Here is a 26,089-nt window from a genome sequence, read left to right as displayed (position 1 = left end):
CCTGCGGTCCGGCGGGGCCGCGGTACGGGCGTCACAGCCGTAGGATCAACGTACGTACAGTAGGGCGAAACGGACATGCGGCGCACGCGAGGTGCGCCGTGACAGTCATCTGCGGCGCCATCGGCGTCGCCCGAAGTTGGAGTGTGGCACGTGGGCATGAGGCCCCCCACCGGTATGCCGTCGTTGTCGCGGCGAAGCCGGATCTTGCTCGTATTGGCCTTGGTAGTAGCAGCTTTGCTGCTCATCGGTCCGCGGTTGATCGATATCTACACGAACTGGTTGTGGTTCGGAGAAGTCGACTTCCGCGGCGTCTACACCACCACTCTGTTGACCCGGTTGGTGATCTTCCTCGTCGTCTCGGTCGTCGTCGGGCTCATCGTCTTCGGCGCGCTGGTCGTCGCGTACCGCAATCGCCCGGTGTTCGTTCCAGTGGCCGGACCCAACGATCCGATCGCTCGATACCGCACCACGGTGATGAGCCGATTGCGGTTGTTCGGCATCGGAATCCCGGTCGTGTTCGGTTTCCTGTCCGGCATGATCGCGCAGACGAACTGGGTCACCGTGCAGCTGTTCCTGCATGGCGGCGACTTCGGCCAGACCGACCCGCAGTTCGGCCTGGACGTCGGGTTCTACTCGTTCGATCTGCCGTTCTACCGCTTCATCCTGAACTGGCTGTTCGTTGCCATCCTGGTTGCATTCTTCGCAAATCTGGTGACGCAGTACGTCTTCGGCGGCATTCGTCTCGCCGGCCGAGAAGGAGCGCTCACCCGTGCGGCGCGGATTCAGCTCGCTGTGCTGGCCGGCACCTTCGTCCTGCTCAAGGCCATCGCCTACTGGTTCGACCGATACACGCTGTTGTCGAGCAGTCGTAAGGAGCCGACGTTCACCGGTGCCAGCTTCACCGACATAAACGCGGTGCTGCCGGCCAAGCTGATTCTGTTGGCCATCGCAGTCATCTGCGCGATTGCCTTCTTTGCGGCCATCTTCCTTCGTGACCTCAGAATCCCTGCCTTGGCCACAGCGCTGTTGGTGTTGTCGTCGATTCTGATCGGTGCCGTCTGGCCGTTGGTGATGGAACAGTTCTCGGTTCGTCCGAACGCGGCCGACAAGGAGAGCACGTACATCGAGCGCAACATCGCGGCAACGAGGTCTGCGTACGGCTTGACCGATGACGTGGTCTCGTACCGCGACTATTCGGGTGAAGCGTCGTTGAGCCCGAGCGAAGTGGCATCGGAGTCGGCCACGATGTCGAACATCCGGTTGCTCGATCCGAACATCCTCGCGCCGACGTTCACTCAGCAGCGTCAGATCCGTAACTTCTACGGATTCCCCGACACACTGGCCGTCGACCGCTACCCGGACGCGGACGGCAACCTCCGCGACTACGTCGTCGCCGCGCGTGAGATCTCACCGCAGACTCTCGACGCGAACCAGCGTGACTGGATCAACCGCCACACCGTGTTCACGCACGGAAACGGCTTCGTTGCTGCTCCTGCCAACTCCGTCGACGAGGCTGTCGCCGACGAGTCCAGCGGCGGGCGTGGTGGTTATCCCAACTACCAGGTGAACTGGATCGAGAACAACGCCGAGGGAACCGTGCGTAAGGACGGCCCAGGTGACCTCGATCAGCCGCGCATCTACTTCGGCCCGGTCATCGCGAATTCCGACGCCGACTACTCCATCGTCGGCTCGGCCGGCGAACCCCGTGAGTACGACACTGACAGCAAGAGCTACTCCTACACCGGTGCAGCGGGTGTCGACGTCGGCAACTTCTTCAACCGACTCGTGTTCGCGAGCAAGTACGCCGAGCGCAACATCCTGTTCTCGAGTGTGATCGGTGACGAATCGAAGATTCTGTTCAACCGTGATCCCCGAGACCGTGTGCAGAAGGTCGCGCCCTGGCTCACCACCGACGGTTCGACGTACCCGGCGATCGTCGACGGCAAGCTCGTCTGGATCATCGACGGCTACACAACGCTGGACAACTTCCCGTATGCCCAGCGGATGTCGCTCGAGGATGCCACTGCCGACAGCATCGAGTCGACGACGACGCGCGCACTGCCGAGCCGGGAAGTCTCGTACATCCGGAACTCGGTCAAGGCCACCGTCGACGCTTACGACGGCACTGTCAAGCTGTACGAGCAGGACGAGAACGATCCGGTGCTCAAGGCATGGGAAGGCGTGTTCCCCGGAACGGTCATTCCGAAGAGCGAGGTGTCTCCGGAACTGCGGGATCACTTCCGGTACCCGGAGGACCTGTTCAAGGTTCAGCGTGAACTGCTGACGAAATACCACGTCAACGATCCGCGAGAGTTCTTCACCAACAACGCGTTCTGGGAGGTTCCGACCGACCCGACCGCGGAGAACACTGCCGCCAAGCAGCCTCCGTACTACGTCGTCGCGTCCGATATCTCCAACGAGGAGAACCAGGCCTCGTTCCAGCTGACCAGTGCGCTGGTGGGGTATCGCCGAGAAGTGCTGGGCGCGTATGTCAGCGCGGATTCGGATCCGGAGAACTACGGCAAGATCACCGTGCTGAGGCTGCCGACCGATACGTCCACTCAGGGCCCGAATCAGGTACAGAACCAGATGACGACCACGACGGACGTCTCCGAAAGCCTCGGCATCGTTCGCCGGGAGAACACTGTCGAGTTCGGCAATCTTCTGACCCTGCCTGTGGGCAACGGCGGTCTGATCTATGTGGAGCCGGTGTACGCCTCGCGCACCAACGAGGCGTCGGCGTATCCGCAGTTGATCCGGGTGTTGGTCTCGTACGAGGGTCGTGTCGGTTACGCCGCCACGCTGCCCGAGGCCATCGAGCAGGTGTTCGGGGCCGGTGCCGGACGGACCGTCACGGCGCCGGGGGAGACCGACGGCAGTACACAGCCGGGTGCCGTACCCGAGACGACCCCGTCCGAGGGCGGTTCGACGCCGGCGAATCCGGCTCCGTCTACCGGTGGGTCGACCACCAGGGACGCCGCTGTCACCGGGTTGAACGACGCACTCTCCGCCGTGCGGACTGCACAGCAGAGCGGCAACCTGGCGCAGCTCGGTACCGCGCTGGAGAACCTGCAGACGGCGGTCGACGCGTACAACGGGGCCGGTAGCTGATCGGCACTGTTCCACCGGGTTGACTGCAACGACAGAGCCGCCTCACCGAATCGGTGAGGCGGCTCTGTCGTTGTTCGCTACATCGGATGCGCTGGGCATCCACTGCGAGCGGAACGAGGCAGTTCTAGCGAACTGCCGGTGAATCAGCGTCCGATGGGCGCGAGCACTGGAGCGTTCGCAGCAGCGAAGTGCTGGAACTGGGTGCTCAGGCCGTACTGGTCTGCGAGCTTGGATGCTGCATCGAATGCGCCCTGAGCGGCCTGTGTAGCTGCTGCGACCTCGGGTGCGACGGCAGGCGCGGGGGCCGGTGCCGGTGCTGCCTGAGGAGCCGGTGCCGGTGCCGCTTCGGGCTCGGCTGCCGAGGTGCCGGTGGTCAGCTGCTGACCACAGACGGGCCATGCGCCCGGTCCCTGGCTCTGCAGGGTGTTCTCCGCGACGCGGATCTGCTCGGCCTTGGAGGCGTTGGCCGGGGATCCGGTTCCGCCGTTGGCCGTCCAGGTGCTCTGCGAGAACTGCAGGCCACCGTAGTAGCCGTTTCCGGTGTTGATGTTCCAGTTGCCACCGCTCTCGCACTGTGCGACGCCGTCCCAGTTGTGGGTGGCTGCGTTGGCGGTTCCGGCAGAAACGCCGAGCGGAATGGCGACGGCTGCGCCGGCGATGGCGGCCAATCCGAGTGCGCGCTTACCGAAGTTGTTCTGAGTGGTCATGCGGGGTGAATCCTCTCCGCGCTCGACTGGCGCGACTGGCCTGCGAATCGTTACGCCGGTGGTGATGGCGATAACGACCAGGCACTTCGTATCGTCGCGGCTCTGCCCCCGTACGTATTGGGGACCACACCCGCGGGGCAGAGCGAAAGAAGCGGCGGGGTGGTGCAAGCCCAGCGGTTTAGGGCCGTCCGTGAAGGTAGTCGAGGATTCACTCACCGTCACTGACCGGATATGGGATGCGACCCGTCCACATAGTGGGATTGGGCCCCCTGTTCGTGCAGCTCGAGCCGCATTGTGGCGGGAATGTTTCACCTTCGTGACCCGACCGTTATGTGACTCGAAACACGCAAGAAAAGAGACCCGGAGCACTATTTCGAGGGGCTGCGAACGTGCTGTTCGGGTCGGCTCGGCCGCGCGTCGAGCCTGATCGACTGGACCGAGCACCCCGTGGTCACGTGATTTGCATTCGTCGTACACGCGGGGGTAACTTCGTAGATGCAACGCGGGGTGGAGCAGCTCGGTAGCTCGCTGGGCTCATAACCCAGAGGTCGCAGGTTCAAATCCTGTCCCCGCTACCACTCGAAAAAGCCCGAGACCACACGGTCTCGGGCTTTTTTGTGCTCTGATAGCCACCGTGCAATCACGTTGGACTGCCCGATGCCCGCGCGAAGAGGGCGAGCGAGGATGATCCTGCCCGCTGTTCGAGATCCCCGGCTCGTCACCGCCCGGCGCGGGGGACTGCTGTCCGATGACGATCATCGGGCCCTGGCACTCTGGGCTGCTGCCTGTGCCGAACACGTGCTGCCCCTGTTCGAGAGCGCGGTTCCGTCGGACGCCAGACCCCGGGAAGCCATCGACGGGATCGGCGCGTGGATACGCGGCGAGCTGCCGATGATGGAGACCCGCGCCCTCGGCGGACACGCGATGGGCGCAGCGCGTCCCCTTCGCGGAGCGGCTCGATTCGCCGCCTACGCTGCAGGTCAGGCCGCATGCGTGTCGCACGTGGCCGAACACGACCTCGGAGCAGCGGCATACGCCATCAAGGCAGTTCGAGCTGCGGCACCGTCGTCGAGCGCAGCAGCCGCGGCGTATGCGGAAAATGAGTGGCAGAGGGAACAGCTGCCGGACAGCGTGCGGGCTCTGGTGTTGGAGGACCAGCACAGGAGAAACAGCATCTGCTGGTACGTGTTCGAGTAGATCTACAGAACCGTGACCGTGAAGGACTGGGTGTCGACGACCAGAGCACGAAGATCGTGCGGCCTCAGCTGATCTGCGGCAAGCAGTGACGTATCGGGACGAAACCGGATCGTGGTACCGGTCCGATCCGTAGGGGCAGTCGACACCAATTCGGTGACGGGCAACCCGTGCTGGTATCGGCGGGTCCACGAGCCCTCACTCCGACGGTTGGTGTGCTCGAGCACCTCCGACAGCGCTGCGACAGTCGACATTCCGCGGCGGGCATGTCCGTCCGCCAACAGCACTGGCTCCAGCCGGTCAAAGAAGCGAACATCTGCAGTGCTCACAACGGGCTTGCGAATTGCGAGTCCGCGGTCGAACCGTGTGTCGGTACCTCGTCCGAGGTCCGTTACATCGATCGTGCCGTCCGAGTCGAACGTGATGGTCGCGTGACCGCCTCCCTGATCCTCGGCTTCGTCCACCGCATACGCGAGGACTTCGAGAACCAGGTGCAGCACTCCACCCGGCGCGTACTCACCGGGGCGGCGTCTGATGTGCGAGAGGTGATCTCGATCGACGTCCATCGACCAGTCGTGCGTCGTGGTGGACCAAGTGCTTCGGCCGGACACGGAGGGGTCGGGCACCGACGTCAGTCCGAGACCTGCTCCCGTGCATCGTCGCTGGTGACGATGTCATCGTCGTCGGTGGTCGCAGCATCCTCCGGCTCGTCTGCGGTGAGGTCGACGGTGTCCGCGCCCTCGAGAGCCGTCAATTCCTGTTCTGCCTCTGCCATGAGGCCCTTGGCATTCTCTTCGACCTTCTTGATCCACTCGGCCATGACTGTCACCCTTCGCTCGATCGTCTACCACCGGTCTACCAGACCCGAGCCCTCTAGGATCACCGGTGTGCGAATGCAGACCCCACGACTGGTTCTCGACGAGCCTGCAGATGCAGATCTCGACGCGTTGTACGAGATCTGCAGCGATCCGCAGTCGTGGACACACTTTCCGAGCTTGCGGCACACCGATATCGGTACGACCGAACGTATGGTGCAGAACTGGACTGCGCAATGGCGTCGAGATGGATTGAGTACGTGGATCGTTCGTGAGCACGGCAGCGACATGATCAGCGGCTACGGCGGGTGTTCCATCCGACAGAATGCCTTCTGGAATCTCGGCTACCGTCTCCATCCCGACGCGCAGGGCAAGGGGTACGCCGCAGAAATGTGTCGAACCGCAGTCGAGTGCGCGTACCGAACTCGGCCCGAAATGCCGGTCGTGGCATATCTTCTCGAACACAACCTCTCCTCCGCTCGCGTGGCAGAGCGCGCCGGCCTGAAGCTGGTATCCCGTGGACCCGATATCGGCAACCCCGATCCCGAGGCCATCCGACTGGTGTACGCAGACCGACCGCTGACGGCCGATCAGGTGGATGCTGTGCTGTCCGTCTGATCCCGTGCGTCGGCAACCTCGGCCAGTCGTCTTCTCAGCAAACGCTTCTCCGGTGCCGTTCGCGCGAAATCCAGTGCTCTCCGGTAGTGCACGGCGGCCTCGTCCATCCGGCCCAGTCGGTGCAGCAGATCGGCCTTCGCCATCGCGAACGGGTGGTACCGGCGCAGGGCCGGCTCAGCGGCGATGGCGTCCAACAACTCGAGCCCGGCCTCGGGCCCTTCGGTCATTGCGACGCCGACGGCCCGGTTGAGCGCGACCACCGGTGATTGTGTGAGTGCCATCAACACGTCGTACAGAGCCACGATCTGAGGCCAGTCCGTGCTCGCGGCGTCAGCAGCCTCGTCGTGTAATGCCGCGATGGCGGCCTGAACGGAGTACGGGCCGGCCGGCCCGCGGGTCAGGGCCTCGCTCACGAGTTCCGTTCCCTCGGAGATGAACGCGGCATTCCATACGCGCCGGTCCTGATCGGCCAACAGCACGATCTCGCCGTGTTCGTCGATCCGGGCGCGGCGTCTGGCGTCGGTCAGCAACATCAGCGCCAGCAAGCCGGTCACCTCGGACGTGCCCGGCAGAGCCGCGTGCAGAACTCTGCCCATACCGATCGCTTCGTCCGAGAGATCGACGCGTCCGACTCCATCGCCGGATGTCGCCGAGTACCCCTCGGTGAAGATGGAGTAGACGACCTCGAGCACCATCGGCACTCTTTCCGCCAGCTCGTCCGGTCCTGGAACGCGAAACGGAATGCGACCCGTGCGAATCTTGTTCTTGGCCCGCACTATTCGCTGTGCCGCCGTGGCCGGAGGGATGAGCAGTGCGCGCGCCACCTCTGCTGTGGACAGACCCGCGAGACACCTCAGCGTCAGGGCGAGTCGGGCCTGGGCAGCAAGAGCCGGGTGGGAGCACGTGAAGAACAGCTGGAGGCGATCGTCGGGCACACGATCGTCGAGCGCATTCGAGCCGGACGGGTTGTCGCGGTCCGAGTCGATCTGCAGTAAGGCCATTCTCGCAGCCAGTGTCTCATCGCGTCGAAGGCGGTCGACTGCCTTGCGCCGGGCTGTGGTGAGCAACCAGGCCCCTGGCTTGGCCGGTATGCCATCGATCGGCCAATGCTTCAGGGCCGCCTCGATGGCATCCGACGTCACCTCCTCCGCGAGGTCGAGGTCACGGTAGCGCTGCACCAACGACGCGAGCAGCATCGAGCGCTCGGCACGGAATACCGATCCGATCGTTCGACTGACCTCGACCTTGCTCACCGAACGATCCCGCGCGTCAGAATTCCGCGAGCGGGCGCACGACGACGGTGCCGCCGTCCTTGGAGCCGGGGCAGCGGGCCGCCCACTCGAGCGCTGCATCGAGGTCGGGAACGTCGATGACGTCGTAACCCCCGAGTACCTCGTGCGACTCGGCATACGGGCCGTCCGTAACGGTCCGTTCGCCCGTGCTCGGATCGACGCGTACCGCGGTAGCAGTGGTCAAGTCGGCCAGCGCGTGCCCGGCAACGTAGACCCCGGCCTCCTTCAGTTCCTTCTCGTACGTCATCCAGTCCTCCACACTGCTGCAGCCGGGTGCAGCACCGGGGGAGGTGTCGGCGTTGATCAACAGGATGTACTTCATGGTGCGCTCCTTGGCTCGGTACCTCGGTGTCGCGGCGCGATTCGCCGTACACGAAGACGACGATCGAGACATCACGATATCGACACCGACCCTCGACATTTCTTTCAAGCGCACGAAAGCGGCACCGGACGCACAGTCCGGTGCCGCTTGTCGATCACGTGCCGACTCGATGACGAGCCACTGCTTACTTCAGCTCGGCCGAGGACTTTCCGAGTACGCGACGGGCAACGATCAGCTGCTGGATCTGCTGCGTGCCCTCGAAGATGTCGAGAATCTTGGAGTCACGGCTCCACTTCTCGAGCAGTGGGCGCTCGGAGTAGCCGTAGGTACCGGCCAACTCGACTGCTTTGAGGGTGATGTCGACTGCGGAGCGTCCGGCCTTCGCCTTCGACATCGACGCCTGCAGCGAGTTGGGCTCCTTGTTGTCGGCCATCCATGCCGCGCGCAGTGCGAGCAGGTGCGCGGCTTCCCAGTCTGCTTCGAGTCGCAGGAATTCTGCGGCCGCCGCGTGCTGGTTGTAGGCGGGAGTCTCGTACGAGATGTCGACTCCGGCATCGACCAGGATCGACCGCAACTCCTCGAGTGCGGCACGGGCGACGCCGATCGCCATTCCAGCAACCAGAGGGCGAGTGTTGTCGAACGTCTGCATGACGCCCGCGAAGCCCTTTTCGACGTTGACCTCGGCGGTGCCGAGCAGGTTGTCCTTCGGGATGCGGCAATCCTCGAGCAGCAGGGCTGCGGTGTCGGACGCCTTGATGCCCAGCTTGTGCTCGAGGCGGGCAACCGACAGGCCCGGAGCGTCACGCGGGACGACGAACGACTTGATGGCCGCGCGGCCGAGAGACTTGTCGACCGTTGCCCACACCACGATGTGGGTGGAACGCTCACCGGCGGTGACGTAGATCTTCTCGCCGTTGAGCACCCACTCGTCGCCGTCGAGGACAGCGGTGGTGGTGACTGCCGCGGAGTCCGAGCCGAAGCTGGGCTCGGTGATGGCCATCGAAGCCCACACCTTGCCGAAGCGCTCGAGCTGCTCGTCGGTGGAGACCGCGGCGATAGCGGAGTTGCCGAGTCCCTGGTACGGGATCGACAGTGTGAGGCCGACGTCGCCCCAGCAGGTCTCGATGACGTTCACCAGAGCGGACATGTTGCCGCCGTTGGAGTTGGCGGTCTTGCTGGGCTTGGCCGACTCGCTGTCCTTCTCGCGGCCACCGGCCGCTCCGCCGATTTCGCCACCGGCGTCGGACATGCCCTCGACCATGGACGCCATGGTGTCGAGTTCCACCGGGTACTCGTGCTCGGCGAGGTCGTACTTGCGGGAGATGGGGCGGAAGATCTCGGCAGCGACCTGGTGAGCCTGATTCGCCTGCGCCCGAAGCTTCTTGGGAAGTTCAAGATTGATCATCGTGTGTGTCCTTGGGTGAGTGCCATGGAATTCGGGGCGGCGAGCTAGATGAGAACGATGCCTTCGGCGACGCCGACGGACCGTAGATCGCGGTACCAGCGCTCGACCGGGTGTTCCTTGGTGAAACCGTGTCCACCGAGCAACTGCACACCGTCGGAGCCGATCTGCATGCCCTTCTCGGACGCGAGTCGACGCGCGAGCGCCGATTCACGAGCGAACGACAGGCCCTGCTCGGCTCGCGACGCGCCACGCAGCGTGACCAGGCGCATGCCGTCGAGCTCGATCGCGATGTTGGCAACCATGAAGGCCACGGCCTGGCGATTACTGATCGGCTCGCCGAACGCGACGCGCTCGTTGACGTAGGGAATGACGTAGTCGAGTACGGCCTGGCTCGTACCGACGGCCAAGGAAGCCCAGCCCAGACGGGCCAAACCGATGGCGGCGCTGTACTCGGCGGCGCGCTGGTCGGCGTCACCATCACCGAGCAGGGCAGACTCGGGCACTGCCACATCGGTGAGGATCAGGCGACCCAGTCCCGCGGCGCGCAGACCCATGCTCGGATCCGCTTCCACGACGAGGCCCTTGGAATCGGACTCGACGATGAAGAAAGTCGGGCGACCTTCGAGTTCAGCGGCGATGACGAACAGCTCGGAGCTGCCGGCCGCAGGCACGAGGCTCTTGACTCCGTTGAGCTTGTACCCGCTGGGGGAGCGAACGGCCTTGGTCTGCAACGCGTACGGATCGAACAGTGCGCGGGGCTCGTTGACGACCACTGCTGCGTTCGGTACCTTCTCGCCGACGAATGCCGGGAGGTACGTCTTCTGCTGCGCGTCCGTTCCCCACTGAGTGAGGGCGACAGCGACACCGCTGGGCGCGAGGATCGGCAGGGCCAGGCCCATATCGCCGTGGGCGAGAGCCTCGGCGACGAGGGAATTGGTGACCGCACCGCGCTCGCTGGCGGCACCGTCGAGTTCCTCGGGAACGTTGATGAGCGTGATGCCGAGTTCGGCCGAGCGACGAACCAAGTCCTCGGGCGAGGAGGCGTTGTGATCAGCCTCGAAGGCGGCCGGCCGGAGGATTTCCTCGGCGAACTCCTTGACCGTTTCGACGATCATGCGCTGCTCGTCGTCGGGCGTCAGGTCGAAGTAGCTCAGGTTTTTCGCGGCACCGTCGTCGAGACGCTTGGGCTTGCCGCCTCCGGTGACCTTGGCGAACGTACGGTTGGCGGCACCGAGAGTCTTGAAACCGGTTTTGGTGCTCTCGTACGTGACGCGGTCGATCGTCTGTCGGAGGTTGTACTTCTCCGCCAGTTCGGACCCGGTGATGGCCGTCAGAACGCGCATGGCGGTTCCGATCGCATCTCTCTTGAACGGGTTGAGGCCAACCGCAGAAGTATCGCGGGGCACCTTGGGGGCCTTCGCGTCGACCACACTGTCTTGCTTGCTCATGATCACCAGTTCCTCGGCGTCGGGCACGGACTTCACAGATCTTACTCCCGAGTAAGATAGCTGTCTACTACCGAGTAAGTACTGGTGGCGCACGACACCCGGGTGAGCATTACGTATCCTGCGTCGTACCGATGTGACAGGCTGTTTGCCGTGCATCCGATAGCTCAGATCTTCGCCGCCCTCGCCGCGGTACTCCATGTCGCCATCTTCGTCATGGAAAGCGTGCTCTGGTCCAAGCCGGCCGTGTGGGCGAAGTTCGGTGTCGCCAGTCAGAGCGACGCCGACATCACCAAGCCGATGGCCTTCAATCAGGGCTTCTACAACCTGTTTCTCGGCATCGGCATCGTGGTCGGCCTCATCGTCGGCGGCTCGGCCGGCGACGCGATCGTCTACTTCGCGTGCGCCAGCATCGTCGGCGCGGCTCTGGTGCTCGCCACCGGCGGAGCGAAGTACTTCCGGCCCGCGTTCGTGCAGGGAATCACTCCGCTACTGGCCCTGGTCCTGGCCGCAGTCCTCTGACGGCTCGCTGTTCTCACCGTCCGTATCCGGTGAGTGCCGACCGATTCACACAGCGGGGGAGAGGCGGCCGAGGATGTCCTGGTGCAGCAGCCCGTTCGTGGCTACCGCGCTCCCGCCGTGCGGCCCGACGCGTCCGTCGAGCGAGGTGAACGTCCCGCCCGCCTCGCGCACCAGAACATCGAGTGCCGCCAGATCCCACAGGGAGACCTCCGGCTCGGCGGCGATGTCGAGGGCTCCTTCGGCGAGCAGACAGTACGAGAAGAAGTCGCCGTAGGCGCGGACTCGCCACACGTCATCGGTCAGTCCGATGAAGCGGTCTCTCGTTCCGAGGTCGGCCCAGCCGGACAGGCTGGAGAAGCTCAGACTCGACGCGGAAAGTGAGTCGACTTTCGACACGTGGATTCGACGGGCGGTTTCGTCGCCGACGCTCGTCCACGATCCCAGCTGGTCGGCGGCCCACCATCGGCGATGCAACGCCGGGGCGCTGACCACTCCGACGGTGGGAACGCCGTCCTCGAGCAGCGCGATCAGCGTGGCCCACACGGGTACCCCGCGCACGAAATTCTTGGTGCCGTCGATCGGATCGACGACCCATTGGCGGCCGCTGAACGTAGCCGTGCCACCGAACTCCTCGCCGAGCAGAGCATCGTCGGGACGCTCCGAACCGAGCTCCGCCCGAATCATCGTTTCCACGGCGAGGTCTGCGTCGCTGACCGGTGTGAGATCCGGCTTCGAGTCCACCGTCAGGTCCATGGCGAGGAATCGTCCACGGGTGATGGCGTCGGCTTCGTCGGCGAGCCGGAGGGCGAGATGCAGATCGGCAGAGTAGTCGGTCACCGCAGAAGACTATCGCCGCGCACGGGCCTGCTCGTACGCGGCAATATGGGTGGCCGGGCCTATCCGGTGACTTCGGTCAACTTTCCGGTGGCAACATCGAAGACGAACCCGCGCAGCGACTCGTGCTTCGTGACGAACGGGCTGAGCTCGATGCGAGCCAAGGACTGCCGAACGTCGCGGTTCAGATCGGGGAACGATTCGGCAGCCCAGTTGGGCTTCAGACCCGTTTCTTCCTGGAGGTCGTTCTTGAACTCGTCGTCGGTGAACGTGAGCATGCCGCAATCGGTGTGGTGGATCAGGATGATCTCCTTGGTGCCGAGCAGCCGCTGGCTGATGGCCAGCGAACGAATCTCGTCGTCGGTGATCACCCCACCCGCATTGCGGATCACGTGTGCTTCCCCGTCGGCCAGGCCGAGAATCCGGTAGACGTCGAGCCGGGCGTCCATGCAGGCGACCACCGCGACGTGCTTCGACGGCGGCAGCGGTAGAGGGCCGTCGAACTGGGCGGCGTATGCCTTGTTGTTCTCGAGGTACTGGTCGGTGACGGTCATACGAGACTCCTGTGTCCATCGAATGTCGCTGGCACCGTGCGGCGGCAGTGATGTCGACGTGCGCATATGTCGACGCGTCGAAAGCTAACAGCGGGCGAGGTGCCCGAACAGGGTTCGAATCAGCACGGTTCGAACCCCTGGACGACCACTCGTCATCGTCGTCGGATTCGGGGGCGGTCAGGGACGGGTTCGTGTGCCGGTAACCTTGACTCTCGTGCATCCCGACGTTTCTGCAGACCTCGCCGAGCTCGACACCACTCTGTCCACAGTCGAGTCCGTTCTCGACGTCGAGGAGCTGCGGCGACGCATCGACGAGCTGGAACATCAGGCCGCCTCACCCGACCTGTGGAACGACCAGGAACACGCTCAGCAGGTGACCAGTCAGCTGTCCCATGCGCAGGCCGAACTGCGCCGCGTCGAGGAGCTCCGGCAGCGGCTCGAGGACATGCCGGTTCTGTACGAGTTGGCCGAGGGCGAAGAGGGCGAGGCCGCCGCGTCCGCCACCGCTGACGCCGACGCCGAACGCGCCTCGCTCCGAGAGGACATCGCTGCCATGGAAGTTCGAACGCTGCTGTCCGGTGAGTACGACGCCCGCGACGCCCTCGTGAACATTCGCTCCGGTGCCGGCGGAATCGACGCCGCCGACTGGGCGGAAATGCTCATGCGCATGTACATCCGCTGGGCGGAGAAGCACGGGTACGGCGTCGAGGTCTACGACACGTCCTACGCCGAAGAAGCCGGAATCAAGAGCGCGACGTTCGCCGTCAAGGCCCCGTACACCTACGGAACGCTGTCGGTCGAGCAAGGCACGCACCGGCTCGTCCGGATCAGCCCGTTCGACAACCAGGGTCGACGCCAGACGTCGTTCGCGGAGGTCGAGGTGCTTCCGGTCGTCGAGACCACCGACCACATCGAAATCCCCGAGAACGACATTCGGGTCGACGTCTATCGCTCGTCCGGGCCAGGTGGGCAGTCGGTCAACACCACCGACTCCGCCGTCCGGTTGACGCATATTCCAACCGGAATCGTCGTGACCTGCCAGAACGAGAAGTCGCAGCTGCAGAACAAGGTGTCGGCCATGCGCGTGCTGCAGGCCAAGCTGCTCGAGGTCAAGCGCAAGGAAGAGCGGGCCGAGATGGACGCGCTCAAGGGTGACGGCGGCAGCTCCTGGGGTAATCAGATGCGCTCGTACGTGCTGCACCCGTACCAGATGGTCAAGGACTTGCGTACCGAGTACGAGGTCAACAATCCGTCTACTGTTCTCGATGGAGACATCGACGGCTTCCTGGAATCGGGAATTCGCTGGCGAATGCGAGGGGAGCAGTAACCGATGACGGCCTGGCTCAACGTGACGCCCGAGGTCAAGCTCAACGGCCTCGGAATCGTGCTGTACATCCTCGGCGGGCTACTGGCCGCGCGGTTCGTCACGTGGACCGGCTCCCGAATCACTGCCCGCATCGACCAGAACTACCAGCACAGCGACGCGCTCGTCCGGTCGGAGGCCGCCAAACACCGTCATGCCCTGGCACAGGTCATCACCTGGGTGCTGGTCACGCTCATCTACATCCTGGTCACCATCGAGGTGCTGCGCCGGTTCGGCTTCGGGGTCGGTGGACTCGTGGCACCCGCAACTGTCATCGGTGCAGCCCTCGGCTTCGGTGCTCAGCGCGTGGTGCAAGACATCCTGGCCGGCTTCTTCATCATCACCGAACGGCAGTACGGCTTCGGTGACGTGGTGCAGATCGCCGTCAACGGCTCCGCCGAGGATGCCGAGGGCACCGTCGAGGACGTCACGCTCCGAGTGACGCGGGTCCGTAGCGTCGACGGCGAGGTCATCACCGTGCCGAACGGGCAGATCGTCAAGGCGATCAACCTGTCCAAGGATTGGGCTCGCGCCGTCGTCGACGTTCCGGTCCCCAGTACCGCCGATCTGACTCAGGTGAATGCGCTGCTGCGTGCGGTAGGCCGCGATGCGTTCGCAGATTCACACTTGCGTCCGCTCCTACTCGACGAACCGACCGTGATGGGCGTGGAGAGCATCGAGGTGGGGCAGGTCAACGTGCGCTTGGTCGCGCGGACGCTGCCGGGCAAGCAATTCCAGGTGGGGCGTGAGCTTCGCGTGAGAGTGGCCGCTGCGCTGCAGCCCGAGGGCATCAACGTTGCCCCCGACGTCAGCACGGCCGGAGTTGCACCGGAATCATCGGGACGAGATCGAACGGAAGACCAGTGAGTACACCCGATACCGAAACCGAACGCTCGCAACGAAATTGGCGGCAGTGGCGCATTCCGGCCAAGATCTACGGCCGCGTCCGAACCTCCACCGTGGCGTTCGGAATCTGCTTCGTGCTCACCGCTCTGCTGTACGGGCAGGTCAGCGCAGATATCGCCGAGAGGAACGGGGAAGCGGTTCAGGGGCCGGTTGCGGTGAGCCCGGACGAGCTCACGCAACCGAGCGAATCGCAGACGTACGTACCGACCCCCTCACGTCTGTCGACCACCACCACACCCAGCACGACCACCGACCCGGAGTCGTCGACGAGCGCCGACGACACCGGTACCCAGTCGACGACGACCACCGCCCCGCCGACCACGACGACTGCCCCGTTCGGCGTGCCCATCCCGCCGGCGATTCAGTCGCTCATCCCGTCCCGGCCTGCACCGACGTCGTCGCGCTGAGGCACTCTTTACCGGCCCTCGGGACTCGCCGCGGCACCCGCTCGCTTCCGGCGGTTACCGACGGGTAAGGACTACACTGGCGACCCGTGATCAGCACCTCGAATGTGTCCAAGTCCTACAAGACCTCGACCAGGCCCGCTCTGGACAAGGTGACGGTCTCCATCGACAAAGGCGAGTTCGTGTTTCTGATCGGGCCCTCGGGTTCGGGTAAGTCGACATTCATGCGCTTACTGCTCAAGGAAGAGACGCCGACGTCCGGCGATATCCACGTAGCGGATTTTCACGTCAACCGGCTCGCTGCTCGTCGCGTCCCGCGGCTACGACAGAGCATGGGGTGCGTGTTCCAGGACTTCCGACTGCTGCAGCAGAAGACCGTGGTGGAAAACGTCGCGTTCGCGCTCGAGGTGATCGGCAAGCCTCGATCGATGATCAAGCGCACTGTTCCCGAGGTGCTGGATCTGGTGGGACTCGGCGGCAAGTCCGACCGTCTGCCCAACGAGTTGTCCGGTGGTGAGCAGCAGCGTGTGGCGATCGCCAGGGCGTTCGTCAATCGACCGCTGGTGCTGCTCGCCGACGAGCCGACCGGAAACCTCGATCCGGACACCAGTCAGGACATCATGCTGCTGCTCGAGCGCATCAATCGCACCGGAACCACCGTGCTGATGGCGACCCACGACAACCACATCGTCGATTCCATGCGTCGACGCGTCGTGGAACTGGACAACGGACGAGTCGTTCGTGACGAGGCCCGAGGGGTCTACGGCGTCGGCCGCTGACGCCGACCACCGAACTCGACCGCTCAGACTTCTCGACCGAACGAATCGAAGGGCTCGGATTCCGCGATGCGCGCAAGTTTCATCTTCAGTGAGGTCTTCACCGGGCTTCGCCGCAACATCACCATGACGATCGCCATGATCTTGACGACCGCTATTTCCCTCGGTCTGTTCGGCGGCGGATTGCTCGTGGTGCAGATGGCAGGAAAGACCCAGCAGATCTTCCTCGACCGGGTGGAGGTGCAGATCTTCCTCACCGACGACATCTCTGCCACCGACGCAGACTGTGCCCAGGAGACGTGCGCTACGTTGCGCTCGGATCTCGAGAACACACCCTCCGTGGTCTCGGTGCAGTACCTCAACCGCGAGGACGCGGTGAAGGATGCGACCGAGCGAGTGTTCAAGGACCAACCCGAACTGGCCGAGTTGGTCAGTGCCGACAGTTTCCCGGCCTCGTTCAAGGTGCGTCTGAGCGACCCGGAGCGATTCGGAGTGATCAACGACAACTTCGAGAACCGTCCGGGTGTGCAGAGCGTGCTCAACCAGCGAGACCTGGTGGAGCGGTTGTTCAGCGTCCTGAACGGAGTACGCAACGCAGCGTTCGCGATTGCCACCGTGCAGGCGATCGCTGCGATCCTCCTGATCGCCAACATGGTCCAGATCGCTGCGTTCACCAGACGAACCGAGGTCGGAATCATGCGGCTGGTCGGTGCCACCCGGTGGTACACCCAGCTGCCGTTCCTCCTCGAAGCCGTGGTCGCAGCTCTGGTCGGTTCGGCGCTGGCGATTGCCGGGCTGTTCACCGCGAAGAACATGTTCATCGACGACGTCCTCTCCGACGTCTATCAAGCGAACATTCTGGCTCGGATATCGAATAGTGACGTGCTGTTGGTCTCGCCGTTCCTGGCACTCGTCGGAGTGGGAATGGCGGCGGTCACCGCCTACATCACATTGCGCCTCTACGTGCGCGAATAAATTCGGTTGCCGATCGGTTCTATGCTGGAGCGGTTGCCGATGAGGCGGCGTCACGCATCGAACGCTCGAGAAAGGGCCCTGCAGTGAGAGAGAAGGGCCGCAAGGCCATTGCGACCAATCGCAAGGCACGGCACAACTACTCCATACTCGACGTCGTCGAGGCCGGAGTCGCGCTCGTCGGCACCGAGGTCAAGAGCCTGCGCGACGGCAAGGCCTCCCTCGTCGACGCCTTCGCGACCGTCGACGACGGCGAGATCTGGCTGCGCGGGCTGCACATCGCGGAATACACGCTCGGAAGTTGGACCAACCATGCGCCGCGTCGAAACCGCAAACTTCTTCTCCATCGTCGCGAGATCGACCGCCTGGCAGGCAAGGTCAAAGAGGGAAACCTGACGTTGGTACCGCTGTCGATGTACTTCTCGGACGGCAAGGTCAAGGTCGAACTGGCGTTGGCCAAGGGCAAGCAGGACTACGACAAGAGACAGTCGTTGGCCAAGCGCACCGCCGAACGCGAAGTCACTCGTGAGCTCGGGCGTCGAGTGAAGGGCATGCGCTGACCGCTGTCCTGCTCGCTCTGGTAGCTGCCGTGGGCTACGGGGTGAGCGATTTCGTCGGCGGTGTCGCGTCCCGTCGAGTCGCAGCCCTGCGGGTGGTCATCGTGTCCTACCCGCTGTCGCTTGTCATCGTGTTGCTCGTCGCTCCGTTCGTCGGCGGGACCATCGAACTCCCCGCGATGCTGTGGGGCCTGGCGTCGGGTGTGGCGGGCGGCGTCGCCGTGTGGTGGTTCTATCTCGCGCTCGCGGCCGGGCCGATGGCAGTGGTGTCCCCGGTGACGGCTGTGTTGGTCGCCGGGATCCCGGTTCTGGTCGGGTTGTCGATGGGTGAGCGTCCCGGCGTCATCGCCTTCGTGGGCATCGCCGTTGCCCTGGTGGCCGTCGTGCTGGTCAGCAAGGAGTCACCGGACGAGGTGACCGGCGAGGTCGCGGGCGGCCGCGACATGAAGTTCACCCGCACCGTGGCCTGGCTGACGGTCGGGTCGGGTGTGACGTTCGCCTTCGCCTTCATCTTCCTGCATCAGATCGGTGACGGCAGTGGGCTGTGGCCCCTCGCGGCGTCACGCGCATCGGCCACCGCGGTGGTCTGGGCAGTCGCGTTGGCATCGGGGCATTTCGCACCGCCCCACGGCAGCGTGCTCAAACTTGCCGCGTTCGTCAGCGTGCTCGACGTGGTCGCCAACGCCGCGATGATCTACGCATACGAGGGCGGTCTGCTGTCGTTGGTGAGCGTCATCGCTTCGCTGTATCCGGCTGCGACGGTGTTGCTGGCGATGGTGATGCTCGGCGAACGGGTCGGCGCACTGCAGAAGGTGGGAATGGCGTTGGCGCTCGGGGCAATCGCGATGATCGCGCTCGCGGGTTGAACTTGCCCGCGCACGGGTAATGAACCCGTTTATGACTGCTTCCGGTTCTACCTCCGATGTCCCCACATCCGAGAACGCGTCGTCTCGGCCGCGTGTGCTGGTCACCGGTGCCACGGGATATCTGGGCGGTCGTCTGGCACCGCGTCTGCTCGACGAGGGCTACCGAGTTCGCGTGTTGGCTCGGACCCCGAGCAAGCTCGACAACGTTCCGTGGGCGGCGGACGTCGAGATCGTCCAGGGTGACCTGAGTGATCGGGAGTCACTGAAGGAGGCGCTCAGCGACGTCGACGTCATGTACTACCTGGTGCACTCGATGGGCACCGCGGGCCATTCCGATTTTGCCGACACCGAACGCGACAGCGCCGAGAACGTAGCCACCGTCGCTGCGGATTGCGGCGTCGGTCGCATCGTGTACCTCGGGGGCCTGCATCCGCCGACGGGAGAGCTGTCGCCACACCTGAAGTCACGCGCCGAGGTCGGTCGTATTCTGATCGAGTCGGGTGTCCCGACGATCGTGCTGCAGGCGGGCGTCGTCATCGGTTCCGGTTCGGCCTCGTTCGAGATGATTCGCCACCTGACCAATCGGTTGCCGGTGATGACCACCCCACGGTGGGTGCACAACCGAATTCAGCCGATTGCCGTACGCGACGTGCTGCACTACCTCATCGGGGCCGCGAGCGCTCCGGTCACCGAGTCCCGCACGTACGACATCGGCGGGCCGGACGTCATGCAGTACGGCGAGATGATGAACATCTACGCCGACGTGGCCGGTCTGCGCCAGCGTCGCATCATCGTGCTGCCGGTGTTGACGCCTCGCCTGGCCGGTCACTGGATCGGGTTGGTGACGCCGATTCCGCGCGGATTGGCGATGCCGCTCATCGAATCGTTGCAGTACGACGCCGTCGGTCACGAAATGGATATCGACGCCGTCGTTCCACGTCCGGCCGAAGGCTTGACGGGCTACCGAGATTCGGTGCGGCTGGCTCTACGCAAGATCGACGACGGCGAAGTCGAGACACGGTGGACCGACGCCACCGGAACTGCGGCCCCGTCGGATCCGCTGCCCTCCGACCCCGATTGGGCTGGAGAGGTCGTCTACACCGATACCCGGGTGGCCCGAAGCAGCGCGCGTTCGAGCGCCATTCGGCCCGCGCTCGAACGATTGGCCGACGCCGAGGTGCTCACCGGTTGGCACCGTGACGCCACGGGGCCGGATGCGTCCGCCTCGGGAACCGAGCACACCACCCGGCTGAAGTCGTCACGACGGCTGCCGGGAGAGGCGTGGTTGGATCTCACGGTCGGTGGCACCGCCAAGCAGCCGACGATCGAACAGCGACTCGTGTTCTTTCCTCGCGGACTGGCCGGGCGAGCCGTGTGGTACGCGTCGTTGCCCGTACGCAGGGCCGTTGCTCGTCGAATGCTGCGGACAGTAGTGGATCGAGTCGAGTCCGACGCCGGTGCAGCCGCGGCGCAGGGACCTGCCGGCCGTTAACGGGATGAATATGGCCGATCGACGCGTTACACTGAACAGCCCGGGCACGGTGTCCGGGAACATACGGGGCTGAACGGTTTCGACTTTGTATGTTGAGTCAGGGGAAGCGTGTCGGTGCAGGCGAGAGACCACCGTAAGCGTCATCGCAACCTTATAAGCGCCGATTCCAATCAGCGCGACTACGCACTCGCTGCCTAAGTAGCGACTGCGTGTCTGTCAGTCCGGGCTTGCCCTCGGCCCGGGTACTGGCATCAGCTAGAGGGCTCACCGATTCATCCGGCCGCGGGATGATGAGGAACATCAAACAGTGGCTGGGATCGTCATCCTGACTTGTTCGCGAGATCGGGAGATCCAAGTAGAGGCATAGCGGACTGCACACGGAGAAGCCCTGGCAATGCAGCAGAGGACCCGGGTTCGATTCCCGGCAGCTCCACTGTGAAGGCCGGGCCGAGAGACTTTCTCTCGGCCCGGTCTTTTTTTGTGTCGGACACCTCACAAACACTGCTGTCGACCCGGTCCCACCCGGAGGGGGCTCGGTGCCGAATAGAGGGCATGAGCAACCAGCGGACCCCAGTTCTCTACGCGGGAAAGCGGCTGTCGTCGCCGTCGATGGTGGTAGTGGTTCTGAGCGGTGGCAAGGACGTGAGTCGCGCGCGCAGCAGGCCGTGGCACCTGGCGGGGTTGAGAATGTGGCCCTTCACCTGGACGCTTCGGCGGGCCGGACGTAGCCGCGATATTTCGGTCCAACAACTGCGATATCGGTTCCGCGGCTGGAACGCCCCCGAACGGACGCCGGTAGAGGACGCGCGGTGGGCGCTGCGCCGCATTCGTGACCGCAATCCCGGAGTTCCTGTGGTTGTGGTGGGGCACTCGATGGGCGGGCGCACAGCTGCTGCGCTGATCGACGACCCGTCGATCGCGGGTGTCGTTGCGCTTGCTCCGTGGTGGCCGCAGGGTACGGAGGCCGACGGATTCGACGAGAATCGCACGCTGCTCGTGGTGCACGGAACTGCCGACCGGTGGACCGACGCGCGAACCTCCCGTCGTGCGACCGAACGCGCGATGGCGAACGGTGCCGACGCCGAATATCTCTCGGTGCCTGGAGGCCATTTCATGCTGCGTGATCCGCGCGTGTGGTCGCGCGTCACTCGTGACTTCGTTCTCCGTATCGCCGACGAGTCAAGGGCGCGAGCCGATTCGAGCGAATCCGGTGCGTCGACGGGCTGCAGGGGAGAATCGTCGTGACCCGCCGTGTTGCCGTCGTGGGTAGCGGGGTGGCCGGCCTCACGGCGGCATACGCGCTGTCCAAGAACTCGTCGGTGACGTTGTACGAGGCCGACTCTCGGCTCGGCGGCCATGCGGACACCCACTTCGTGGACGGCCCCGGTGGTCCGGTGGGCGTCGACACCGGGTTCATCGTGCACAACGACCGCACGTATCCGACGCTGCTCCGTCTGTTCGACGAGCTCGACGTGCCGACGCAGGATTCGGACATGAGCATGTCCGTTCGGTGCGACGGTTGCGGGCTCGAATACTCGGGCGGACAGGGAATGCGGGGCATTCTCGCGCAGCGGACCGCGGTCCTCCGGCCTCGCTTCGTCTCGATGCTGCTCGACGTCAAGCGTTTTCATCGTCTGGCGACCGAGCTACTCGAGCGCGAGGACGCCGCGGACACCGAGACGACGCTCGCTCAATTCTTGGAGCAGCACTCGTTCTCCGCATACTTCGAATCCCACTTCATGACACCGTTGGTGTCCGCGGTGTGGTCGTGCGATCCGGACACTGCTCTCGCCTACCCGGCTCGCTACCTGTTCACTTTTCTCCGCCACCACGGAATGCTCACCGTCACAGGATCTCCCACCTGGCGTACCGTCACCGGCGGGTCGATCGAATACGTTCGTCGGGTTGCGGAGCACATCGACGAGGTGTTGCTCGACAATCCGGTACATGCTGTCTACCGGTCCGGGGATTCGGTGCAGATCCGGGACGGCCACGACGACCTGCGCACGTTCGACGCCGCCGTGATCGCAGTCCATCCCGGTGCCGCGCTGAAGATGCTCGCGGAGCCGACTGCGCTCGAACACAGCGTTCTCGGAGCTATGCCGTATTCGGTCAATCACACTGCACTGCACACCGACTCGTCGGTGCTGCCACGAAACATCAGAGCGAGAGCGTCGTGGAACTACCACCTCCCGTCCTGTAGCGCCAAACCCGATCGAGTTCTGGTCAGCTACGACCTGACGAGGTTGCAGCGATTGGGTGACAGCGATCGAAGGATGCTGGTCACCCTCGGGGGAGCAGATCGCATCGACCCGAACACGGTGCTCGACGAGATGACCTACGAGCACCCGCAGTACACCCCCGAATCCGTCGCAGCGCAGCGACGGCTGCCCGAATTGGACACCGATACGGTGTCGTTCGCCGGGGCGTACCACGGGTGGGGATTCCATGAGGACGGTGCGTTGTCCGGAGCGCGCGCCGCGCAACGGGTGGGGGCCTCGTGGCTCTGACGTCGGTTCTGCCGAACACCCGGGCGCACGGGGCGGCGCTGTATCTCACTCGGATCGATCACGTCCGACGAGCACCGATACGAAATACGTTCTCGTACAAGAGCTACAGCTGGTTCGTCGACCTCGACGCACTTCCCGAACTGCCGCGGATCCTGCGGCCACTCGCATCATTCGATTCCCGCGACCACATGGGTGACCCTGGTGCCACCATTCGCCAGAACGTCGATGCCTTCTTGGCAGAGAGCGGAATCGATCTCGGCGGCGGTCGCATCACGATGTTGGCCAGCGCGCGGGTGTTCGGGCACACGTTCAACCCATTGACTGTGTACTGGTGTCACGACCGCGACGGAGACCTCCGCTGCGTGGTGGCCGAGGTGCACAACACCTACGGGGAGCGATACCGGTACCTGTTGGACACCGGTCGCCACGGTGAGGCACGGACTTCCAAAGAGTTCTACGTCTCACCGTTCAACGACGTCGACGGCGAGTACTCCATGCAGCTGCCCGAGCCGGACGCCACACTCCGGCTGTCGATCGTCCTCGAACGTCTCGGTCACCCTCCGTTCGTGGCGACCGTCGTCGGCCGTCGCAGCCAGGTGACGACGCGATCGATTCTTCGTACCGCACTCGAGATCCCGATGGCACCGCTGCGAGTGGTGATACAGATTCGCTGGCAAGGCATTCGGCTCTGGGCGCGGGGTCTGAAGATCGTGCAGAAACCTGCCCCTCCGGGGGCGCGGAGAGTTCAGAAGGAAGGAGCTCACAGATGACGACGGTGTCTCGAACCGATTCCGTGTCGCACCCGTCCGGCCCCGGGCCGCGCCCGCTGGTCGATCCTCGGGTCTGGCCCCAGATCGCCCACGTTCCCGGTGGCGTGAAAGTTACGGTCGCCGCGCCCGTTGCCGACTTTCTCTTCCGTCGTGCGGTCGCGGGATTGCAGGTCCGAGTCGCGATGCCGGACGGCACAGTGCTCGGGGCCGGATCGTCCGACGCACCGTTGATGACGGTCTATCGGCCACACGACTTCGCCGCGCGCGTCGGCGACAGCGGCCTCATCGGATTCGGTGAGGCATACATGGCCGGAGACTGGGATGCCGAGGATCTCACCGCTGTGCTCGAGGTCTTCGCTCGTCGAATGGCGTCGCTGATTCCCGAGCCCTTGCAGCGACTCCGTGGGCTCTACATCCCGAAACCTCCACGGAGTGAGCGGAATACGACGAAGAACACTCGATCCAACATTTCGCGTCACTACGATCTGTCGAACGAGCTGTTCGAGCTCTTCCTCGACGAGACCATGACCTACTCGAGTGCGTTGTTCGCCGGATCGGGACCCGACGACAGCGTGGAGCTCGCCGACGCCCAGCGCCGAAAGATCGACCGGCTACTCGATCGCGCAGGCGTCGGCGAAGGAACCAGGGTCCTCGAGATCGGCACCGGATGGGGCGAGCTGGCCATTCGCGCGGCCGCTCGCGGTGCGACGGTCCGGTCGGTGACACTGTCGGTGGAGCAGCAGGAGCTCGCGCGTAAGCGTTGCGCGGCAGCGGGATACAGCGATCGAGTACAGATCGATCTCCTCGACTACCGGTTGGTGGACGGCCGATACGACGCCATCGTGTCGGTCGAGATGATCGAGGCCGTCGGTCATCAGTACTGGGCAACCTATTTCGGGACGATCGATGCACATCTGGCACCGGGCGGACGCGTGGCGATCCAGGCCATCACCATGCCGCACGACCGGATGCTGGCCACCCGCAATACGTACACGTGGGTGCACAAGTACATCTTTCCCGGCGGGTTCCTGCCGTCGGTGCGGGCCATCGAGGAGGTGACCGAGCAGCACACCTCGCTTCGGGTTCGTGAGCGCCTGTCCATGGGTGATCACTACGCGCGAACCCTGGCCCTGTGGGACAGTCGCTTCCGTGAATACCGCAGCGAGGAAGCGGATCTCGGGTTCGACGATGTATTCGCGCGAATGTGGCACTTCTACCTCTGCTATTCGGAGGCCGGATTTCGATCCGGGTACCTCGATGTTCAGCAGATCGTGCTCGATCGAAGGGACGACCGATGACCACCTCGACAAGTACCGTGGACCGGACCGATCGCAGCGTCGGTGTTGCACACCGAATTGCCGAGTTGATGGAACCCATGGTGGGTGGCCCGCTTCCCGTCCGGCTGCAGGCGTGGGACGGATCCGTTGCCGGCGACGCCCTGGCACCGAAAGTGCTGTTGCGGAGCCCCAGCGCTCTTCGTCGATTGCTGTGGAGCCCCGGTGAACTCGGTGCTGCGCAGGCGTACGTCACCGGGGAGTTGGACGTCGACGGCGATCTTGCCGCGGCTCTCGATCATGTCTGGGGTGTGGTCCGTGAGCGCCGGCTCTCGGCAGTACGACCGGGGCCGGCATCGTTACTGCGGCTGGCGCGGCTGGCCAAGGATCTCGGCGTGTTCGGCCGCCCACTACCGCCACCCGCGTCGCAGGCCTCGGTGAAGGGGCGGCTGCACTCGTTGCTTCGCGACCGCGCTGCGATCAGCCACCATTACGACCTGTCGAACGACTTCTACGAACTGGTCCTCGATTCGCACATGGCGTACTCGTCGGCGTACTGGACCTCGAATTCGCCGGATTACACCCTCGATGATGCCCAGCGCGACAAGCTCGACCTCGTGTGCCGAAAGATCGGGCTCGACAAACGATCCGGGCAACGGTTCCTCGACGTCGGCTGTGGCTGGGGGTCTCTCAGCCTGCATGCGGCACAGGAATACGGAGCGCAGGTCGTCGGAGTGACCATCTCGCGCGAACAAAAGGCCTTCATCGACAAGCGAATCGCCGACCGAGGACTGCAGGACAACGTCGAGATCCGAATCCAGGACTACCGCGAAATTCCGGACGGGCCCTTCGACGCGGTGGCGTCGATCGAGATGGGTGAACATGTGGGGGAGGCCAATTACCCGACCTACACCGCCGCACTGCATGCCAACGTCAAGCCCGGCGGACGAGTACTGATCCAGCAGATGTCGCGAAGAGAAGGCGACAACCCCGGCGGCGGGGCATTCATCGAATCGTTCATCGCGCCCGACATGTTCATGCGCCCCGTCGGGCGGACCGTGGCCATGATCGAGGAGGCCGGACTCGAGGTTCGGGACGTCCATGCGCTTCGGGAGCATTACGTGCGGACCGTCGACGTCTGGACCGAGCGCTTCGAGTCGCGGTACGACGACGTGGTGGCGATGGTCGGGGAAGAGGTCGCGCGCGTGTGGCGGCTGTACCTGATCGGCGGGGGAATGGCATTCCGGGACAACAGGATGGGCGTCGACCAGATCTTGTCCGTTCGCCCGGTCGACGGGTCGTCCGGGATGGAACCGGTCCGCCCGGTGTGGGTGGCCGCGCGGTGAATTGGTCCGACTTCTTCACCGTGTCACTGGCGAG

General features: G+C 64.3%; 26 protein-coding genes, 1 tRNA gene and 1 other RNA gene. 19 read left to right on the top strand and 9 right to left on the bottom strand.

Annotated elements, in window-relative coordinates; genetic code table 11:
• Positions 1-150: 150 nt before the first annotated feature.
• Complete coding sequence (locus J2X62_RS22140; RefSeq protein WP_310183392.1) at positions 151-3,111, top strand: UPF0182 family protein; 2,961 nt, start codon at positions 151-153, stop codon at positions 3,109-3,111.
• A 143-nt stretch (positions 3,112-3,254) separates the two neighbouring features.
• Here the strand turns inward: J2X62_RS22140 and J2X62_RS22135 are convergent, their stop codons facing one another.
• Positions 3,255-3,818, bottom strand: coding sequence for a transglycosylase family protein (locus J2X62_RS22135; protein ID WP_032370731.1), 564 nt, complete (start codon positions 3,816-3,818; stop codon positions 3,255-3,257).
• A gap of 501 nt (positions 3,819-4,319) precedes the next feature.
• Between J2X62_RS22135 and J2X62_RS22130 the strand changes: the two genes are divergently transcribed.
• Both J2X62_RS22130 and J2X62_RS22125 read left to right on the top strand, forming a co-directional pair.
• Positions 4,320-4,396: transfer RNA gene (locus tag J2X62_RS22130), tRNA-Met, on the top strand.
• A 106-nt stretch (positions 4,397-4,502) separates the two neighbouring features.
• A complete protein-coding gene (locus J2X62_RS22125) occupies positions 4,503-5,015 on the top strand; it encodes a putative immunity protein (RefSeq protein ID WP_201009507.1) in 513 nt (170 codons plus the stop codon).
• Between the two features lie 2 nt (positions 5,016-5,017).
• Here the strand turns inward: J2X62_RS22125 and J2X62_RS22120 are convergent, their stop codons facing one another.
• Both J2X62_RS22120 and J2X62_RS22115 read right to left on the bottom strand, forming a co-directional pair.
• A complete protein-coding gene (locus J2X62_RS22120) occupies positions 5,018-5,638 on the bottom strand; it encodes a hypothetical protein (protein WP_201009506.1) in 621 nt (206 codons plus the stop codon).
• Positions 5,639-5,643: 5 nt separating this feature from the next.
• Positions 5,644-5,832, bottom strand: a complete 189-nt coding sequence (locus J2X62_RS22115; protein ID WP_201009505.1) for a hypothetical protein — start codon at positions 5,830-5,832, stop codon at positions 5,644-5,646.
• 73 nt (positions 5,833-5,905) lie between these two features.
• Between J2X62_RS22115 and J2X62_RS22110 the strand changes: the two genes are divergently transcribed.
• On the top strand, positions 5,906-6,445 hold the full coding sequence (locus tag J2X62_RS22110) for a GNAT family N-acetyltransferase (RefSeq protein ID WP_201010648.1): 540 nt from the start codon (positions 5,906-5,908) through the stop codon (positions 6,443-6,445).
• Here J2X62_RS22110 and J2X62_RS22105 read toward each other — a convergent pair.
• The 4 genes from J2X62_RS22105 to J2X62_RS22090 form a co-directional block, all read right to left on the bottom strand.
• Entirely contained in the window at positions 6,418-7,698 is a 1,281-nt protein-coding gene (locus J2X62_RS22105; RefSeq protein ID WP_310183385.1) for an RNA polymerase sigma factor, read from the bottom strand. The genes J2X62_RS22110 and J2X62_RS22105 overlap by 28 nt on opposite strands.
• 16 nt (positions 7,699-7,714) lie before the next feature.
• Complete coding sequence (locus J2X62_RS22100) at positions 7,715-8,059, bottom strand: YciI family protein (protein ID WP_027496565.1); 345 nt, start codon at positions 8,057-8,059, stop codon at positions 7,715-7,717.
• 184 nt (positions 8,060-8,243) lie between these two features.
• Positions 8,244-9,464: an acyl-CoA dehydrogenase family protein gene (locus J2X62_RS22095; protein WP_032366333.1), complete on the bottom strand. Its 1,221-nt coding sequence runs from the start codon at positions 9,462-9,464 to the stop codon at positions 8,244-8,246.
• A gap of 44 nt (positions 9,465-9,508) precedes the next feature.
• Positions 9,509-10,918, bottom strand: coding sequence for an acyl-CoA dehydrogenase family protein (locus J2X62_RS22090; protein ID WP_027496567.1), 1,410 nt, complete (start codon positions 10,916-10,918; stop codon positions 9,509-9,511).
• A gap of 144 nt (positions 10,919-11,062) precedes the next feature.
• Here J2X62_RS22090 and J2X62_RS22085 point away from each other — a divergent pair, with 144 nt between their 5' ends.
• The gene (locus J2X62_RS22085) at positions 11,063-11,431 is read left to right on the top strand and encodes a DUF1304 domain-containing protein (protein WP_310183381.1); all 369 of its coding nucleotides are present in this window, start codon (positions 11,063-11,065) and stop codon (positions 11,429-11,431) included.
• Between the two features lie 45 nt (positions 11,432-11,476).
• On the opposite strand, the gene hisN is transcribed toward J2X62_RS22085, so the two are convergent.
• The gene (gene hisN, locus J2X62_RS22080) at positions 11,477-12,268 is read right to left on the bottom strand and encodes a histidinol-phosphatase (protein ID WP_310183378.1); all 792 of its coding nucleotides are present in this window, start codon (positions 12,266-12,268) and stop codon (positions 11,477-11,479) included.
• Positions 12,269-12,327: 59 nt separating this feature from the next.
• Positions 12,328-12,819, bottom strand: coding sequence for a carbonic anhydrase (locus tag J2X62_RS22075; RefSeq protein WP_310183376.1), 492 nt, complete (start codon positions 12,817-12,819; stop codon positions 12,328-12,330).
• Positions 12,820-13,033: 214 nt separating this feature from the next.
• Between J2X62_RS22075 and prfB the strand changes: the two genes are divergently transcribed.
• From prfB to J2X62_RS22005, 14 genes are all read left to right on the top strand, one after another.
• A complete protein-coding gene (prfB, locus tag J2X62_RS22070; protein ID WP_027496571.1) occupies positions 13,034-14,146 on the top strand; it encodes a peptide chain release factor 2 in 1,113 nt (370 codons plus the stop codon).
• Positions 14,147-14,149: 3 nt separating this feature from the next.
• The gene (locus tag J2X62_RS22065) at positions 14,150-15,049 is read left to right on the top strand and encodes a mechanosensitive ion channel family protein (RefSeq protein ID WP_027496572.1); all 900 of its coding nucleotides are present in this window, start codon (positions 14,150-14,152) and stop codon (positions 15,047-15,049) included.
• Complete coding sequence (locus J2X62_RS22060; RefSeq protein ID WP_032390065.1) at positions 15,046-15,495, top strand: hypothetical protein; 450 nt, start codon at positions 15,046-15,048, stop codon at positions 15,493-15,495. Before J2X62_RS22065 ends, J2X62_RS22060 begins: the two co-directional genes overlap by 4 nt.
• A gap of 86 nt (positions 15,496-15,581) precedes the next feature.
• Positions 15,582-16,271, top strand: a complete 690-nt coding sequence (ftsE, locus tag J2X62_RS22055; protein ID WP_027496574.1) for a cell division ATP-binding protein FtsE — start codon at positions 15,582-15,584, stop codon at positions 16,269-16,271.
• 66 nt (positions 16,272-16,337) lie between these two features.
• Complete coding sequence (ftsX, locus tag J2X62_RS22050; RefSeq protein ID WP_032366335.1) at positions 16,338-17,243, top strand: permease-like cell division protein FtsX; 906 nt, start codon at positions 16,338-16,340, stop codon at positions 17,241-17,243.
• A gap of 83 nt (positions 17,244-17,326) precedes the next feature.
• Complete coding sequence (smpB, locus tag J2X62_RS22045; protein WP_027496576.1) at positions 17,327-17,800, top strand: SsrA-binding protein SmpB; 474 nt, start codon at positions 17,327-17,329, stop codon at positions 17,798-17,800.
• Between the two features lie 8 nt (positions 17,801-17,808).
• On the top strand, positions 17,809-18,663 hold the full coding sequence (locus J2X62_RS22040) for a DMT family transporter (protein WP_072692108.1): 855 nt from the start codon (positions 17,809-17,811) through the stop codon (positions 18,661-18,663).
• 31 nt (positions 18,664-18,694) lie between these two features.
• A complete protein-coding gene (locus J2X62_RS22035) occupies positions 18,695-20,155 on the top strand; it encodes an SDR family NAD(P)-dependent oxidoreductase (RefSeq protein ID WP_052057229.1) in 1,461 nt (486 codons plus the stop codon).
• 65 nt (positions 20,156-20,220) lie between these two features.
• Positions 20,221-20,591: a transfer-messenger RNA gene (ssrA, locus tag J2X62_RS22030) on the top strand.
• 116 nt (positions 20,592-20,707) lie between these two features.
• Positions 20,708-21,400: an alpha/beta fold hydrolase gene (locus J2X62_RS22025; RefSeq protein WP_310183359.1), complete on the top strand. Its 693-nt coding sequence runs from the start codon at positions 20,708-20,710 to the stop codon at positions 21,398-21,400.
• A complete protein-coding gene (locus J2X62_RS22020) occupies positions 21,379-22,665 on the top strand; it encodes an NAD(P)/FAD-dependent oxidoreductase (RefSeq protein ID WP_201010647.1) in 1,287 nt (428 codons plus the stop codon). Before J2X62_RS22025 ends, J2X62_RS22020 begins: the two co-directional genes overlap by 22 nt.
• A complete protein-coding gene (locus J2X62_RS22015) occupies positions 22,656-23,435 on the top strand; it encodes a DUF1365 domain-containing protein (RefSeq protein WP_052057230.1) in 780 nt (259 codons plus the stop codon). The genes J2X62_RS22020 and J2X62_RS22015 overlap by 10 nt, the downstream gene beginning before the upstream one ends.
• Positions 23,432-24,733, top strand: a complete 1,302-nt coding sequence (locus J2X62_RS22010; RefSeq protein WP_310183356.1) for a cyclopropane-fatty-acyl-phospholipid synthase family protein — start codon at positions 23,432-23,434, stop codon at positions 24,731-24,733. Before J2X62_RS22015 ends, J2X62_RS22010 begins: the two co-directional genes overlap by 4 nt.
• On the top strand, positions 24,730-26,055 hold the full coding sequence (locus J2X62_RS22005; protein ID WP_310183353.1) for a cyclopropane-fatty-acyl-phospholipid synthase family protein: 1,326 nt from the start codon (positions 24,730-24,732) through the stop codon (positions 26,053-26,055). Before J2X62_RS22010 ends, J2X62_RS22005 begins: the two co-directional genes overlap by 4 nt.
• Positions 26,056-26,089: the final 34 nt, after the last annotated feature.

This window comes from Rhodococcus sp. 3258, assembly GCF_031456475.1.
Lineage (GTDB): Bacteria > Actinomycetota > Actinomycetes > Mycobacteriales > Mycobacteriaceae > Rhodococcoides > Rhodococcoides fascians.
This window is presented reverse-complemented; position numbering and strand designations above follow the sequence as displayed.

What these genes read in the sequence shown, in the direction of transcription:
- J2X62_RS22135 (WP_032370731.1), bottom strand. Translation starts at nt 3,818, where the DNA reads ATGACCACTCAGAACAACTTCGGTAAGCGCGCACTCGGATTGGCCGCC.
- J2X62_RS22125 (WP_201009507.1), top strand. Translation starts at nt 4,503, where the DNA reads ATGATCCTGCCCGCTGTTCGAGATCCCCGGCTCGTCACCGCCCGGCGC.
- J2X62_RS22115 (WP_201009505.1), bottom strand. Translation starts at nt 5,832, where the DNA reads ATGGCCGAGTGGATCAAGAAGGTCGAAGAGAATGCCAAGGGCCTCATG.
- J2X62_RS22110 (WP_201010648.1), top strand. Translation starts at nt 5,906, where the DNA reads ATGCAGACCCCACGACTGGTTCTCGACGAGCCTGCAGATGCAGATCTC.
- J2X62_RS22100 (WP_027496565.1), bottom strand. Translation starts at nt 8,059, where the DNA reads ATGAAGTACATCCTGTTGATCAACGCCGACACCTCCCCCGGTGCTGCA.
- J2X62_RS22095 (WP_032366333.1), bottom strand. Translation starts at nt 9,464, where the DNA reads ATGATCAATCTTGAACTTCCCAAGAAGCTTCGGGCGCAGGCGAATCAG.
- J2X62_RS22075 (WP_310183376.1), bottom strand. Translation starts at nt 12,819, where the DNA reads ATGACCGTCACCGACCAGTACCTCGAGAACAACAAGGCATACGCCGCC.
- J2X62_RS22065 (WP_027496572.1), top strand. Translation starts at nt 14,150, where the DNA reads ATGACGGCCTGGCTCAACGTGACGCCCGAGGTCAAGCTCAACGGCCTC.
- ftsX (WP_032366335.1), top strand. Translation starts at nt 16,338, where the DNA reads ATGCGCGCAAGTTTCATCTTCAGTGAGGTCTTCACCGGGCTTCGCCGC.
- J2X62_RS22035 (WP_052057229.1), top strand. Translation starts at nt 18,695, where the DNA reads ATGACTGCTTCCGGTTCTACCTCCGATGTCCCCACATCCGAGAACGCG.
- J2X62_RS22025 (WP_310183359.1), top strand. Translation starts at nt 20,708, where the DNA reads ATGAGCAACCAGCGGACCCCAGTTCTCTACGCGGGAAAGCGGCTGTCG.
- J2X62_RS22010 (WP_310183356.1), top strand. Translation starts at nt 23,432, where the DNA reads ATGACGACGGTGTCTCGAACCGATTCCGTGTCGCACCCGTCCGGCCCC.
- J2X62_RS22005 (WP_310183353.1), top strand. Translation starts at nt 24,730, where the DNA reads ATGACCACCTCGACAAGTACCGTGGACCGGACCGATCGCAGCGTCGGT.